This window comes from Klebsiella sp. R390 (assembly GCF_051131745.1).
Taxonomy (GTDB): domain Bacteria; phylum Pseudomonadota; class Gammaproteobacteria; order Enterobacterales; family Enterobacteriaceae; genus Klebsiella.
The window spans coordinates 736,690-751,337 of record NZ_CP180445.1 but is presented as its reverse complement, the minus strand read 5'-3'; the positions used below and the strand labels follow the sequence as shown (position 1 = coordinate 751,337).

General features: G+C 61.3%; 14 protein-coding genes and 1 pseudogene. 10 read left to right on the top strand and 5 right to left on the bottom strand.

Going from position 1 to position 14,648, the window contains the following annotated elements:
* Nucleotides 1-27 precede the first annotated feature (27 nt).
* Complete coding sequence (locus ACMYSP_RS03510; protein ID WP_434585597.1) at nucleotides 28-1,521, bottom strand: NCS1 family nucleobase:cation symporter-1; 1,494 nt, start codon at nucleotides 1,519-1,521, stop codon at nucleotides 28-30.
* A 144-nt stretch (nucleotides 1,522-1,665) separates the two neighbouring features.
* Here ACMYSP_RS03510 and ACMYSP_RS03505 point away from each other — a divergent pair, with 144 nt between their 5' ends.
* The 3 genes and pseudogenes from ACMYSP_RS03505 (at nucleotide 1,666) to puuE (ending at nucleotide 4,073) form a co-directional block, all read left to right on the top strand.
* Nucleotides 1,666-2,382, top strand: coding sequence for a GntR family transcriptional regulator (locus ACMYSP_RS03505; RefSeq protein ID WP_434585596.1), 717 nt, complete (start codon nucleotides 1,666-1,668; stop codon nucleotides 2,380-2,382).
* A pseudogene (gene hpxA / locus ACMYSP_RS03500) lies at nucleotides 2,382-3,256 on the top strand (allantoin racemase). The gene ACMYSP_RS03505 and the pseudogene hpxA overlap by 1 nt, the downstream one beginning before the upstream one ends.
* Nucleotides 3,141-4,073, top strand: a complete 933-nt coding sequence (puuE, locus tag ACMYSP_RS03495; RefSeq protein WP_434585595.1) for an allantoinase PuuE — start codon at nucleotides 3,141-3,143, stop codon at nucleotides 4,071-4,073. Before hpxA ends, puuE begins: the two are co-directional and overlap by 116 nt.
* A gap of 124 nt (nucleotides 4,074-4,197) precedes the next feature.
* Here the strand turns inward: puuE and hpxZ are convergent, their stop codons facing one another.
* The 4 genes from hpxZ to hpxW are packed head-to-tail and all read right to left on the bottom strand — an operon-like array spanning nucleotide 4,198 to nucleotide 7,756.
* Nucleotides 4,198-4,584: an oxalurate catabolism protein HpxZ gene (gene hpxZ / locus ACMYSP_RS03490; protein WP_434585594.1), complete on the bottom strand. Its 387-nt coding sequence runs from the start codon at nucleotides 4,582-4,584 to the stop codon at nucleotides 4,198-4,200.
* Complete coding sequence (locus tag ACMYSP_RS03485) at nucleotides 4,581-5,978, bottom strand: AtzE family amidohydrolase (RefSeq protein WP_434585593.1); 1,398 nt, start codon at nucleotides 5,976-5,978, stop codon at nucleotides 4,581-4,583. Before ACMYSP_RS03485 ends, hpxZ begins: the two co-directional genes overlap by 4 nt.
* Nucleotides 5,975-6,163: an oxalurate catabolism protein HpxX gene (gene hpxX / locus ACMYSP_RS03480; protein WP_434585592.1), complete on the bottom strand. Its 189-nt coding sequence runs from the start codon at nucleotides 6,161-6,163 to the stop codon at nucleotides 5,975-5,977. The genes ACMYSP_RS03485 and hpxX overlap by 4 nt, the downstream gene beginning before the upstream one ends.
* Before the next feature lie 9 nt (nucleotides 6,164-6,172).
* The gene (gene hpxW / locus ACMYSP_RS03475) at nucleotides 6,173-7,756 is read right to left on the bottom strand and encodes an oxamate amidohydrolase (protein WP_434585591.1); all 1,584 of its coding nucleotides are present in this window, start codon (nucleotides 7,754-7,756) and stop codon (nucleotides 6,173-6,175) included.
* Nucleotides 7,757-8,044: 288 nt separating this feature from the next.
* On the opposite strand from hpxW, the gene hpxU reads away from it, so the two are divergent.
* From hpxU to hpxK, 7 genes are all read left to right on the top strand, one after another.
* Nucleotides 8,045-8,884 (top strand): MurR/RpiR family transcriptional regulator HpxU, encoded by an 840-nt coding sequence (gene hpxU / locus ACMYSP_RS03470; protein WP_434585590.1) that lies wholly within the window; start codon nucleotides 8,045-8,047, stop codon nucleotides 8,882-8,884.
* Nucleotides 8,885-9,097: 213 nt separating this feature from the next.
* Nucleotides 9,098-9,883, top strand: a complete 786-nt coding sequence (locus ACMYSP_RS03465; RefSeq protein WP_123753739.1) for a transporter substrate-binding domain-containing protein — start codon at nucleotides 9,098-9,100, stop codon at nucleotides 9,881-9,883.
* A 9-nt stretch (nucleotides 9,884-9,892) separates the two neighbouring features.
* Nucleotides 9,893-10,558, top strand: coding sequence for an amino acid ABC transporter permease (locus tag ACMYSP_RS03460; protein ID WP_434585589.1), 666 nt, complete (start codon nucleotides 9,893-9,895; stop codon nucleotides 10,556-10,558).
* Entirely contained in the window at nucleotides 10,558-11,214 is a 657-nt protein-coding gene (locus tag ACMYSP_RS03455) for an amino acid ABC transporter permease (protein WP_174510340.1), read from the top strand. The genes ACMYSP_RS03460 and ACMYSP_RS03455 overlap by 1 nt, the downstream gene beginning before the upstream one ends.
* Complete coding sequence (locus ACMYSP_RS03450) at nucleotides 11,195-11,932, top strand: amino acid ABC transporter ATP-binding protein (RefSeq protein WP_123753742.1); 738 nt, start codon at nucleotides 11,195-11,197, stop codon at nucleotides 11,930-11,932. Before ACMYSP_RS03455 ends, ACMYSP_RS03450 begins: the two co-directional genes overlap by 20 nt.
* Before the next feature lie 13 nt (nucleotides 11,933-11,945).
* Nucleotides 11,946-13,187, top strand: coding sequence for a pyridoxal-phosphate-dependent aminotransferase family protein (locus ACMYSP_RS03445; RefSeq protein WP_434585588.1), 1,242 nt, complete (start codon nucleotides 11,946-11,948; stop codon nucleotides 13,185-13,187).
* Entirely contained in the window at nucleotides 13,184-14,446 is a 1,263-nt protein-coding gene (gene hpxK / locus ACMYSP_RS03440; protein WP_434585587.1) for an allantoate amidohydrolase, read from the top strand. Before ACMYSP_RS03445 ends, hpxK begins: the two co-directional genes overlap by 4 nt.
* Nucleotides 14,447-14,648: the final 202 nt, after the last annotated feature.

Below are 14,648 nucleotides of genomic sequence, written 5' to 3'. Positions count from 1 at the left end.
GCGTGCAGCCGCGGCAACGGCGGAGGATTACTCTTTCTGTGCAAGCGGGCGGGCGGTGACGTGCGAGGGCACATTCACGCGATCGTCGCGGGCAATCCAGCGATAGGCCGAACCGCTCAGCAGCACGCCGATAAACCAGCTGAAGTTGGCCACTTCATGCAGCGCCGGGATAAAGCTTATCACCAGACCGATCGCCACGGACGGCAGCAGCGCGGCAATGGCCTTGGGGTTAAAACCGTTGCGATACCAGTAGCGACCGCTCGGCGTCGCGTTGAACAGGTCATCGACGGAAACCTGTCCGCGCTTGATCAAATAGAAGTCGACAATCAGGATGCCGAACAGCGGGCCAATAAACGCCCCTAAGACATCCAGGGTGTAGTGGATAAGCTCCGGCGAGTTGAACAGGTTCCACGGGGTCAGCAGAATCGAGCCGACCGCGGCGATCATCCCTCCGGTGCGGAAGCTGATTTTCTGCGGCGAGCAGTTGGAGAAATCGAACGCCGGGGAGACGAAGTTGGCGACAATATTGATGCCGATGGTGGCGGTAATCATCGTCAGCAAACCAATCGCCACCGCCAGATCGTTGCCGACGCGGCTGACGGTTTCAATCGGGTCAGTGATCATGCGGCCAAACAGCGACTGGGTGCCGGAGACAATCACCACGGTGACGATCGAAAACAGCAGGAAGTTAAACGGCAGGCCCCAGCGGTTACCGCGGCGGATCTCGCCCATGCTTTTGCCGTAGCGCGAGAAGTCGCCGAAGTTAAGCAGCGGACCGGAGAAGTAGGAGACTACCAGCGCGGTGGCGGTGATCATCTGCCAGGTCTGCTCGCCGGTGGTCAGCGATTTACTGGCGAGAGTAAAGGAGATCCCGTCAAAACCGGTCTTGTATACAATCCATCCCGCCAGCGCCAGCATCACCACGTAGACCGCCGGCCCGGCAATATCAATAAAGCGCTTGATGGCGCTCATGCCGTGCCAGAACACCATCGCCTGCAGCAGCCACATGGTGGCGAAGCAGAGCCAGCCGAGGTGCGACAGGCCAAGGAAGGAAGCCTCGGTTAAGCTCGCCAGCGCGGGCCAGAACTTGAGCATGACCAGCATCAGTGCGTTGGCCGCCAGGTAGGTCTGAATGCCGTACCAGGCAAAGGCGATCAGGCCGCGGATCACCGCCGGAATATTAGCGCCAAAGACGCCAAAGGCCTGGCGGCAGATCACCGCATAGGGGACGCCGGCCATCTGGCTTGGCTTCGCCACCAGGTTGGCGCACAGCTGTACAATGCAAATCCCAACCAGCAGGCACAGCAGCACCTGCCAGCTCGCCAGCCCGAGCGTAAAGAAGCTCGCCGCCACGACGTAGCCTCCCATGCTATGGACGTCCGACATCCAGAACGAAAATATGTTGTACCAGCTCCAGTTCTGGTCGCGGGTCGGCGCCAGATCCTCATTACAAAGCCGTGGACTGTAGCCGGCGGTGGAATCAGCGGCCGTATTCTGCTGGGTATGTTGACTGTTTGGCATGAAACCTGCTCCTGTGAATGAAACCCCTGATTAGGGTGTTGCGGATGCTGTTGCAGGATCCAGGCCAGAATAGTGAATTTTGTATACAAGAATTTTATTTCATGTATACGATTAAGTCTCGAAAGGTAAATGTGGAGCGGGTGAATGCGTAATGAACATCGTCAGCAGGCCGCGGCAGCGCTGCATGACAAGGATGAAACCATCTATCAGGCCCTGATGACCGCGATTGTGGAGCATCAGTTGCCGCCGGGCAGTAAATTGCCGGAAGAGGCGCTGGCGGAGGTCTTCGGCGTAAGCCGCACCGGGATCCGTAAAGTGCTGCAACGACTCGCGACTGTGCAAATGGTCACCATCACGCCCAAACGTGGTGCACAGGTCGCCAGCCCGACGGTCGAAGAGGCCCAGGCCATCTTCCGTACCCGCATGCTGCTGGAGGTCGCCAACCTACCGGACGTGCTCGCCCATTGCCAGCCGCCGCATCTGGCGGCGCTGGAGGCCATCACGTTGCAGGAACAGCAGGCGCATGACGCCTACGACGGTCCGGCGGCGATCCGTTACTCTGCCGAATTTCATATTCAACTGCAGGCGATTTCCGGCAACCCGGTGCTGACCGACATGGTGACTCGCCTGAGTCAGCGCTCTTCATTAGCGATTGCGACCTGGGGGGCGCCGTGGCGTCAGGGGTGCCGGTGCAACGATCACGAGCGAATCATTCAACTGCTGCGGGAGAAGGCGTTGCCGCTCCTGAGCGACGCGCTAACGCACCATTTTGAACATATCGTCGCCAGCCTGTGCTTTGAGCGCGATGGCGAGTCCCTGCCGGACTTCGCCCGCCTCTTCGCCGGGAACAAGGAGCAGTGATGACCGCGATTTGTATACAAGTGATTAATCCCAACACCGACGCCGGGATGACGGAGACTATCGCCCGTGCGGCCAGAGCCGTGGCGGCGCCGGGAACCGAAATCCTTGCGGTCTCATCGCGGGAGGGGGTGCCGTCGATAGAGGGCCACTTTGATGAGGCCATTGCCGCCATTGGTGTGCTGGAACAGATTCAGGCTGGCCGCCAGCAGGGGGTTGCGGGGCACGTTATCGCCTGCTTCGGCGATCCGGGGCTGCTGGCGGCCCGCGAACTGGCGCAGGGGCCGGTGATCGGCATTGCCGAAGCGGCGATGCATATGGCGACGCTGGTCGCCACGCGCTTTTCCATCGTCACCACGCTGCCGCGAACGCTGATTATTGCGCGTCACCTGCTGCATCAATATGGCTTTTATAACCACTGCGCCGGGCTGCACGCCATCGACCTGCCGGTCCTGGCGCTGGAGGACGGCAGCGGGCTGGCGCAGGAAAAAGTGCGTCAGCGCTGTATTCAGGCGCTACGGGAAGACGGCTGTGGCGCGATTGTGTTGGGCTGCGGCGGCATGGCGACGCTGGCTCAGGAACTGACGCGGGAGCTGCAGGTTCCGGTGATCGACGGCGTCAGCGCGGCGGTGAAGATGGTGGAGTCGCTGGTATCGCTGGGGCTGTCGACCAGCAAGCAGGGCGATCTGGCGTTTCCGGAAGCCAAAACGCTGAGCGGACCATTTCGGGCATTCAATTCGTTTTAACGGTAAGGGGTGGAGATGACGTTTTCCGATCAACATTACCCGCGCGATCTGCGGGGATACGCCGGGCAGCCGCCGCATGCGCAGTGGCCGGGACAGGCGCGCATTGCTGTGCAGTTCGTGCTCAATTATGAGGAAGGGGCAGAGAACCATGTGCTGCATGGTGACGCCGGCTCCGAGCAGTTCCTCTCCGATATTATCGGGGCCGCCAGCTATCCCGATCGCCATATGTCGATGGACTCGCTATATGAGTACGGCAGCCGGGCCGGATTCTGGCGCATTCACCAGGAGTTCAGCCGCCGCGGGTTGCCGTTGACGGTGTTTGGCGTGGCGATGGCCCTCGCGCGTCACCCCGAAATCGTCGCCGCCATTAAAGCCGCCGATTATGACGTGGTGAGCCACGGCTGGCGCTGGATCCACTACCAGCATATGGATATCGACAGCGAGCGCGAGCATTTGCACAAAGCGGTGCATATCCTGACCGACCTGTTTGGCAAAGCGCCGACGGGCTGGTATACCGGGCGCGACAGCCCCAACACGCGTCAGCTGGTGGTGGAGCACGGCGGCTTTGCTTACGACAGCGACTATTACGGCGATGACTTACCGTTCTGGACCGAGGTGGCCTGCAGCGATGGTTCATGCAAGCCGCACCTGATCGTGCCCTATACCCTTGACGCCAACGATATGCGCTTCGCCACCGCCCAGGGATTTAATACCGCTGAGCAGTTTTATACCTACCTGAAAGACAGTTTCGATGTGCTGTACGAAGAGGGGGAACACGCGCCGAAGATGATGTCGGTCGGGATGCATTGCCGGCTGTTGGGCCGACCGGGGCGTTTCCGGGCGTTGCAGCGTTTCCTTGATTATGTGCAGCAGCACGATCGGGTGTGGGTGTGCACCCGTCAGCAGATCGCCGATCACTGGCGCGACGTGCACCCGTACCGGCCATAGCCGACAGGCGGATGCCCGTTCCCGGGTTACGCCGCACGCGGCTGACCCGGGCTACTGCTGCTGGGATGGGGTTATGTGGGTAGCCCGGCTAAGCCTCGCGCAAGCCGGGGAAGGCGCTGCGGGGTTAACTCATCAGGCTGACCTGGGCGGCAACAATCCGCCAGCCGAAAGGAAAGCGCACCCAGGTCTGCTGCTGGCGGCCGATACGCTCGCTGCCGTCGCGGGTAAACTCGGTACTGCACACCGCGTAATCCTCGCCGAAGGTCACGATTTCGGTGTGGTGCAATTCACGCTGTAACCCCGCCGACGGGCGCGCGGCACGAAAGGCGCGGATCTCATCGATGCCGTAGAGATTCTCTCCGGCCCCCAGGCGCACGGTTCGTTTGTCATGCCAGAACAGCTCATCCAGCACCGCAATATTGTTGCTGACCAGCGCCTCTTCATAACGATAAAACGCCGCCGTGACTTCGGCCAGCACCAGCGGGCGGTTAATATTATCCTGATTCATCATGCTGCTATCTCCGCAGGTTGGGCCCTGGTGAGACCCATTGTTTCCAGAACATGCGCCGCGCGCAGGCAGGCCTGCTCATTAAACGGCGCGGCAATCAACTGTACGCCAATGGGCTGCCCGCTGGCCGTGCGCAACGGCACCGTCACCACCGGCAGGCCGAGGAACGAAATCGGCTGGGTGAGCATGCCCATACTGGCGCGTACCGGCAGCGACTGGCCGTTGATCGCCATGGTTTGCTGACCGATTAGGGTCGCGCTGCACGGGGTTGCCGGGGCGATGAGCACCTCGGCGTGCTCGAACAGCGCGGCCATCGCCTCCCGGGCATGACGGCGAAAACGCTGCGCCTGAAGATACCAGGCGGAGGGGATCATCGCCCCGGCCAGCAGCCGCTCCCGGGAGTGCGGCTCAAAGCGCTCCGGCTCGCCGCGTAGGGCGGGGAGATACTGGTTACCTCCTTCGGAGGCGCTGATAATAAAGGCCGCGGAGCGGGAAAGCTCGGCCTCAGGGAACTGTAGCTCCCGATCCGCGCCGAGGGCCTGTGCCACCTGAGCCACGGCGGCGCGGGCGTCACTGTCGCACCAGGTGGTGAAGTAGCCGCCCAGCACCGCGCAGCGCAGGCCGTCCAGCCCGCGTTCAAGCAGCGGGCTGGCAGGTGCCGCGGCACGATCGGCCTGGGCATCATCATCGGGATCCCGCCCTTGCAAGGCGTCATACACCGCCGCCAGATCGCCGACGTGACGGGCAAACGGGCCGATGTGGTCGAGGCTGGCGACAAACGGATGGCTGCCCGCCCGCGACAGGCGACCAAAGGTCGGTTTCAGGCCAAAGATCCCGCACAACGAGGCGGGAACGCGGATTGAGCCATTGGTATCGCTGCCCAGCGCAAAGTGGACCAGCCCGGCGGCCACCGCCGCCGCTGAACCGCCGGACGAGCCGCCGGCGATGCGTTGCAGATCGTGGGGGTTATGGGTGGCGCCGTAGTGGCTGTTTTCGGTGGTAAAACCGTAGGCGTAGGCGTCCATATTCACCATGCCGCTGAGCAGGCCGCCTGCTGCCTGGATTTGGCGTACCGCCCAGCCGTCGGCAGCGGCTGCCGGACGATCGCTGAACAGTTGGGCGCCGGCCAGGGTGGTTTCGCCTGCGACATCAAACAGGTTTTTCACCGCATAGGGAATGCCGGCCAGCGCCGGCAGCGGCTGCTTATCCCGGCGCAGGGCGTCAATGCGGTCGGCTTCGGCGAGCATCCGGCTTTCGGTAACCTGGGTCCAGGCGTTGATCTGCGGGTTCACCCGCGCAATGTCGTCGAGGCTATGGCGGGCAATCTCTCTGGCGCTCAGTTCGCCGGCGGCCAGCGCGCGCTGGATCCCGGCAATGGTCATCTGATTGAGCTTCATGCTTTGTACACTCCGGCAATTTCCTGGCGCTCCGCCAGCGGGTAGGCCATCAGCGGTTCGGCCATTGCGGCAATGCGGCTGAACTGCAGTTGCAGCTCGTCGCGGCGTGGCGCATCCAGCTCGAGGCCAAGGATCTGTTCCATCTGCGCCAGATAAGCGCTCCAGTCAGTGATGGGTTGCTGCATGGATATCTCCTAATAACCGGCGGCGGAGCCGTTGCTGCGGGGATCGGATGCCCCTTCAAACAGGCCGTTGGGGTGACGCACGATGGCGCCCGCATGGCCCATGGCTTCGCTGTAATCGGCCAGCACGTCAACATCGTGGCCCAGCGCCCGCAGGCGGCTGATGGTGTCAGGGGCGAAGCGGCCTTCCAGCTTCAGCGAATCAGAGGTCTGCCCCCAGGTGCGGCCCAGCAGCCAGCGCGGGCGTGAAATACTCTCCTGCAGCGGTACGCCCTGCAGGATGTAGCGGGTGAAGATGGCGGCCTGAGTTTGCGGCTGCCCGTCCCCGCCCATGGAGCCATAGACCATCACCCGACCATCGTTGAGGCGGGCGGCGGCAGGATTGAGGGTATGGAACGGTTGTTTACCGGGCGCCAGCGCCAGCAGGTGCGCGGGGTCGAGACTGAACGAGGCGCCGCGGTTTTGCCAGACGATCCCGCTTTCCGGCAGCACCACGCCGCTGCCAAACTCGTGATAGAGACTCTGAATAAAGGAGACCGCCAGCCCGCTGCTATCGATAACCCCCATCCAGACGGTATCGCCGGGGCCTTTGCCGGCCCCCCAGGGGGCGGCCTGCTGGTCGTCAACCTGCGCGGCCAGCTGCTGTAGCACCTGCGGCGCAAGCAGGCTCTGGATATCCACGTCCAGATGGCGCGGGTCGGTGATATGGGCATCGCGCAGGCCAAAGGCCAGCTTGGTCGCTTCGACAATCCGGTGGACGGTCTGCGCGTCATCGGCATCGTTCATCGCCAGCCGATCGGTGATCCCGAGGATCGCCAGAGAGACCAGCCCCTGCGTCGGCGGTGCCAGATTCCACAGTTCGCCCTGCTGATGCGTAAGCTTGAGCGGCGCCGGGCGGCGGGCGTGATGCTGCTGTAAATCGTCAAGGGTGATGGGCAGACCATGTTGCGCCATGCCTTGAGCCAGACGGGTTGCCAGCGGGCCACGGTAAAAACTGTCGAGGCCGTCATCAACCAGCTGCTGTAACGTTGCCGCCAGCGCGGGCTGACGAAAACGGCTGCCGGTTTCCGGCGGCTGTCCGTTGACCAGAAAGGTCTCCGCGAAGCCTGGCAGGTGCTGAAGTTCGGCCAGTTTGCTGGTGGTGGCGCTGGACTGCGAGGCGGTCACCGGCGTGCCGTCGGCGGCGTAGCCAATGGCATCCGCCAGCAGACGAGCCAGCGGCAGCGCGCGACCGGTCAGGGACTGCGACACCTTCAGCGCTTCATCCCAGCCGCTGACGGTACCGGCTACGGTCAGCGCCGCCTGCGGCCCGCGGTGCGGAATATGCGCCAGTCCGGCATAGGCCTCCGGCGTCGCCAGCGATCCCGCCGCGCCGCTGGCGTCAATGGCGATCGGTTCACCTTCCGGTGGCACAATCAGCCAGAATCCATCGCCGCCCAGTCCGTTCATATGCGGGTAGACCACCGCAATGGTGGCGGCAGCGGCAACCATCGCTTCTATTGCACTTCCGCCTTCCCGCAGGACGGCAACTGCGCTCTGGCTGGCCAGATGATGGGGAGCAACCGCCATCCCGTGGGCGGATACATGACTCTGCATGGGTTTTCCTCGTAATCGAATCGTAAGGTCAGGTTTGCAAAAGCTGTTCCACATTGAGCGTAAAGTTTCATCGCCCCGGGGAAACCCTATTTTTAGTAAACTGGCATGCATTGTGAAAGGGCTTGCATGTATATAACCTTCATCCTTCAAGTTGCCTGGGTGTTGGCCGCACCCGTTCACCCCAGTCACTTACCTGAGTAAGCTCCTGGGGATTTACGGCTTTGCCGCCTACAAGCAACTCGAATTATTTTGGGTATAGTTTGATGAAACAAAAGTTACAGAGGTTTTATGGAGCAACTAGATGAACGCCTGAAGGGACAATATGCGTCACTGTCGCCTCAGGAACAGCGGGTCGCCGATTTTATCTTCGACCATTTTGATGACCTGATCAGCTATAACAGCGCCGAGCTGGCGCAGCTGAGCGGGGTGTCAAAGGCCACGGTCAGCCGCCTGTTTAAGCGGCTGGGCTACGAAAAATATAAGGACATGCGCGACGAGCTGCGCACCCTGCGCCAGAGCGGTATGCCGCTGACCGACCAGCGCGACGCGGTGCAGGGTAACACGTTGCTGGCGCGGCATTATAAACAGGAGATGGCCAACCTGACCCAGTGGGTCAACACGCTCGACGCACAGCAGTTTGCCGAGGCGATAAGCGCGATGGTCAACGCCCGGCGGATTATCATCATCGGGATGCGTAACTCCTGGCCGGTGGCGCTGCACCTGCGCCAGCAGCTGCTGCAGGCTCGCGGGCAGGTGCAGGTGCTGCCGCAGCCGGGACAGAGCTTAAGCGAAGAGCTGGTGGATCTGTCGCCGGACGATCTGGTGGTGATGGTGGCCTTTCGCCGTCGCCCACGTATTATCCGCCCGCTGTTACAACAGTTGCAGCAGCGCGGTATTCCGCTGCTGCTGATGTGCGAACCGCAGGCCTACAGCCTGTTCCCGCTGTCCAACTGGCAGTTGTGCGCACCGCTGGACAGTGTGTCGGCCTACGACAGCTACGGGGCGGTGAACAGTTTAATCAACCTGCTGGCGAACGCTTTTCTGCATGAAATTCTCGATAAAGGCCGCCCGCGGATCCACGATATTGCCACCTTGTATCAGCAACTGGATGAGCTTGAGCAACGATAATGGGGCCTCAGGCTGGTGCTTTGCCTTTTTTTAGTGCAGTGAAACGGTGAGTAAATAACAGCGATTTTGTCACCGTTTTTCGCTATCTCTTGTTTATGCTCTCTTTTATTGCGCCTGACGCGGTGAGGTCATAGTTTTTTGTATCTGGCACATTAGTTGCAAAAGTTTATTTAAAGAATCTTTTGTTTCATACTAACGTAACGGGTAAACACCATGAAAAAACTGCTGATCGCCCTGGCCGGGGCCGCTTGTCTGTTCACCAACATCACCGCGGCAAAAGCCGACCAGCTGCAGGATATCGAAAAGCGCGGCGTGATCCGCATTGCGGTTCCGCAGGATTTCCCGCCGTTCGGTTCGGTGGGGACCGATCTTCAGCCGCAGGGCTATGACATCGACATGGCGCGTTATCTGGCAAAGCAGATGAAGCTCAAACTGCAGCTGGTGCCGGTAACCAGCGCCAACCGGGTGCCGTATCTGCAAACCGATAAAGTGGACCTGGTTATCTCCAGCCTCGGTAAAAATGCCGAGCGTGAGAAGGTGATTGATTTCAGCCGCGCCTACGCGCCGTTCTTCCTCGGCGTGTTTGGCCCGAAAGGGGCAGAGGTGAAAGATGTGGCGGCGCTGAGCGGCAAAACCATCGGCGTGACCCGTGGCGCGGTGGAAGATATGGTGCTGACCGGCATCGCCCCGAAAGAGGTGCAGATTAAACGCTACGAAGACAACAACACTACGCTGTCGGCGTATCTCTCCGGGCAGGTGCAGTACGTGGCGACCGGTAACCTGGTGGTGGCGGCGATCTCCCGCCAAAACCCGGCAAAAGCACCGGTAGCGAGCTTTATGCTGAAAGATTCACCCTGCGTGATTGGCCTGAAAAAGAATGAACCGGCTTTGAAAGAGAAAGTGAACGCCTTGATTGAGCAGGGAGTGAAGGACGGTACCCTGAATGCTCTCTCTCAACAGTGGCTGAAAGCTCCGCTGCCCGCCGACTTTGCTGCATAAGGTCTGTGAATGACGGAACAACTTCATTTTTCTGAGCTCTGGCCGCACTGGCCGGAGCTGCTGGCCGGGCTGTGGGTGACCATTCAGCTGACGGTGCTGGCGACCGCCGGCGGTCTGACCATCGGTATTTTTGGGGCCGCTATTCGTAGCGGGCGTCCATCATGGTTCAGCCGCATCTGGGGCGGCTATGTGGAGCTGATTCGCAACACGCCGTTTGTGGTTCAGCTGTTCTTTATTGTCTTCGGGCTGCCAAATCTTGGGCTCAAGATGACCGCTGGCGAAGCGGCGCTGCTGGCGATGGTTGTTAACCTTGGTGCCTACAGTACCGAGATCGTGCGCGCCGGTATTCAGGTGACGCCAAAAGGGCAGTGGGAAGCCGGGCGAGTGCTCGGGCTGAGCCGCACCCAGACCTTTATCCGCGTGGTGCTGCCCCCGGCTTTGCAGCGCATTTATCCGGCGCTGGTGAGCCAGTGCATTATTGTGATGTTGGGATCGTCGGTGGTGTCGCAGGTCTCTTATGAAGAGCTGACCTTTGCCGCCAACCTGATTCAGTCGCGGACGTTCCTGAGCTTTGAGGTCTATCTGGTGACCACGGGGATCTACCTGCTGCTGTCGATAACAATGCGTCAACTGCTGATGGCAGCAGGACGAAAATGGCTGAGGGTACAGGCATGATGACCACTTTTACCGACTGGGACATTATCCGCAACCTGCTGCTGGCAGGACGCTGGACGGTGCTGCTGTCGCTGGTGGCGTTTATCGGCGGCGCGCTGGTGACCCTGCCGCTGCTGCTGCTGCGCCTGACCGGCGGGCGCCAGGTGAAGCGCCTGATCCGCGGCTATATTGAGCTGTTTCAAGGTACACCGCTGCTGATGCAGCTGTTTCTGGCCTTCTTCGGCGTGGCGCTGTTCGGCATCGATGTGTCGCCGTGGACCGCCGCCTCGCTGGCCCTGACGTTTTACACCAGTGCATTTTTGCTCGATATCTGGTACGGCAGCATTCGCGCGCTGCCAAAAGGGCAGTGGGAAGCGTCGCGCTGCCTGGGGCTCAGCTTTGGCCAGACTCTGTTTCGCGTCGTGGCGCCCCAGGCGTTACGGATTGCGATTGCCCCGACCGTCGGCTTTGCGGTGCAGGTGGTGAAGGGCACCGCGCTGGCATCGATTATCGGTTTTGTCGAACTGACTAAAGCCGGCACCATGCTGACTAACGTCACGTATCAGCCGTTTAAAGTCTTTGCGCTGGTGGCGCTGGGCTATTTCGTTCTGTGTTATCCGCTGTCCCGTTACAGCCGCTATCTGGAGAATAAATTCAATGCCTCTCATCACCATTAATCAGATGCAGAAGTACTACGGCGACAACCACGTGCTTAAGGGTGTCGATCTGGACATTGATATGGGCGAGGTGATTTCGATTATCGGCCGCAGCGGCTCGGGGAAAAGCACGCTGCTGCGCTGTATCAACGGGCTGGAAGGGTACCAGGAAGGCAGCATTAAGCTCGGCGGCATGACCATCACCGATCGTGACTCGCAGGCGCGGGAGATCAGCCGCTCCGTCGGGATGGTCTTCCAGAATTTTAACCTGTTCCCGCATATGACCGCTCTCGAAAACGTAATGCTGGCGCCGCGGCGGGTGCTCAAGAAAAGCGCCGCCGAATGCCGGGAACTGGCGCAGCGGATGCTGGAGAAAGTGGGGCTGGGTGACCGGATCGACTATTACCCCTCCAGCCTCTCCGGCGGCCAGCAGCAGCGCGTGGCGATTGCACGGGCACTGGCTATGTCGCCCAAAGTTTTACTCTGTGACGAGATTACCTCGGCGCTGGACCCGGAGCTGGTGGGCGAAGTGCTCAAAGTGCTGGAGCAGCTGGCAGCGGAAGGCATGACGCTGATTCTCGTCACCCATGAAATGAATTTCGCCCGTGAAGTGGGTGACCGCGTGGTGTTTATGCATCAGGGGCGCGTCTGGGAGCAGGGCGACAGCAAGACGCTGTTTGCCAACCCGCAGACCAGCGAGCTGAAGCAGTTTATCTCCTCCGTGCGCGGTCTCAATTAATAAGGACTAAAAGATGGATATCACTCAGTTTTCGCAAATTAACCCGCCGTCACGCCTGCTGATGGGGCCGGGGCCAATCAACGCCGACCCGCGGGTGCTGCGCGCGATGGCAAGCCAGCTGATCGGCCAGTACGACCCGGCGATGACCCACTATATGAATGAAGTGATGGCGCTCTATCGCGGCGTCTTTCGCACCGAAAACCGCTGGACGATGCTGGTGGACGGCACCTCCCGCGCGGGGATCGAAGCGATCCTGATTTCGGCGATCCGCCCCGGCGACAAGGTGCTGGTGCCGGTATTCGGTCGCTTTGGCCATCTGCTGTGTGAAATTGCCCGCCGCTGCCGCGCCGAAGTGCACACTATTGAGGTGCCGTGGGGCGAGGTCTTTACCCCGGATCAGGTTGAAGAGGCGATCAAGCGCGTCCGTCCGCGGCTGCTGCTGACGGTGCAGGGCGATACCTCCACCACCATGCTTCAGCCGTTGGCCGAACTGGGGGCGATCTGCCGCCGTTACGACGTGCTGTTTTACACTGACGCCACCGCCTCGCTGGGGGGCAACGCCCTTGAGAGCGACGCCTGGGGGCTGGATGCGGTGTCGGCCGGGATGCAGAAATGCCTCGGCGGGCCGTCCGGTACCTCGCCGATCACCCTGAGCGAGCGCATGGAAGAGGCGATCCGCCGCCGCAAATGCGTTGAAGCGGGTATTCGTACTGATGCCCATCAGGATGGCGTCGACGAAATGGTCTATTCCAACTATTTCGACCTTGGCATGGTGATGGATTACTGGGGGCCGGAGCGCCTGAACCACCATACCGAGGCCACCTCGGCGCTGTTTGCCGCCCGGGAATGCGCGCGGCTGATCCTACAGGAAGGGCTGGATAACGGCATTGCCCGGCACAAGCTCCACGGCGATGCGTTACTTAAGGGCATTCAGGCAATGGGGCTCGATACCTTCGGCGACCTGAAACATAAAATGAACAACGTGCTCGGGGTGGTGATTCCCCACGGCATCAACGGCGACCAGGTCCGTAAGCTGATGCTGGAAGACTTTGGCATTGAGATTGGCACCTCGTTCGGCCCGCTGCATGGCAAAGTCTGGCGCATCGGCACCATGGGCTACAACGCGCGAAAAGATTGCGTGATGACCACGCTCAGCGCGCTGGAGTCGGTGCTGAATCACCTGAAATTTGCCACTACTCAGGGTGCTGCCATGCAGGCGGCGTGGGATCACTATCGCCGCGAGAGTGCGCTATGAGTCCATTGCCACGCCAGCAGGCGGAGACGACGGAAGCGGCGGTGCGGGTGATGGCCCGCGCCGATGAACTGGCGGCAATCAGCGCCACTGCGCAAGGGCTGACCCGGGTGTACCTCTCCCCGGAGCATCTGCAGGCCAATCAACGGGTGGCCCGCTGGATGACGCAGGCGGGAATGACCGTCTGGCAGGACAGCGTCGGTAATATTTGCGGGCGCTACGAAGGGGTTCAGGAAGGGGCGCCGGCTATTCTGCTGGGGTCGCACCTTGATACGGTGCGTAATGCCGGGCGCTATGACGGCATGCTGGGGGTGTTGACGGCGATCGCCGTGGTGGAAGATCTGCACCGGCAGGGACAACGGCTGGCGAAAGCTATTGAGATTGTCGGCTTCGGCGATGAAGAGGGGACGCGCTTTGGCATTACGCTGCTCGGCAGCCGTGGCCTGACCGGGACGTGGCCGGAGGGCTGGCTGGCGCAGTGCGATGCGGATGGCATCAGCGTGGCGCAGGCGATGGTTCAGGCCGGTCTCGACCCGGCCCGCATCCGCCAGGCCGAACGTCCGGTTAGCGACATTAGCGCCTATCTTGAGCTGCATATTGAGCAAGGACCTTGTCTTGAACAGGCCGGGCTGGCGCTCGGCGTGGTGGAGGCCATCAATGGCGCGCGCCGCCTGAACTGCCGCTTTACCGGCGAGGCGGGCCATGCCGGTACGGTACCGATGCTCCATCGGCGGGATGCGCTGGCCGCCGCCGCCGAATGGATGGTGCTGATTGAAACCATGACCCGGCAGCAGGCCGGCAACCTGGTGGCGACGGTCGGTACGCTGCGCTGCGCGCCCGGCGCGGTGAACGTCATTCCCGGCGAGGTGGCCCTGACGCTGGATATTCGCGGGCCGCAGGATGGTCCACTGGATGCGCTGCTCAATACGTTGCTGGAGGAGGCCCAGGCGATTGCAGCCCGGCGTCAGCTGCAATTCAGCGCCGCAGAGTTTTACCGCATTGCGGCCACCGCCTGTGACCGGCACTTACAGGCGGTGCTGGCGACGGCGGTGCATGAGGTGCAGGGGACGTCGCTCTCTCTACCGAGCGGTGCCGGACACGACGCGATCGCCATCGGCGAGCGCTGGCCGGTAGGGATGCTGTTTGTGCGCTGCAAAGGCGGCGTCAGCCACCATCCGGCGGAGTCGGTGACTATCGACGATGTGGCGCTGGCGATTGACGCGTATTCTCGCGCGGTCCTGGCGTTGGATGAGGCGAAATAAGAGCTGAAAGGCGCGGGATGCGTTCGCGAAATAGGGCGGCGTGCCGGGGGGCATTGCGATGTGGCAGAGTGGTTGCCGGGTATGCTTTAGCAGTAGTAATGCTGGTTATGCGTGCTCAGTGATAACGTCTGCTGTCTGGCTAAGCGGGTTGTCCAGGAGCATTACGGCATGGAACAGGAGAGAGGCTGACTGTCGATCGCAA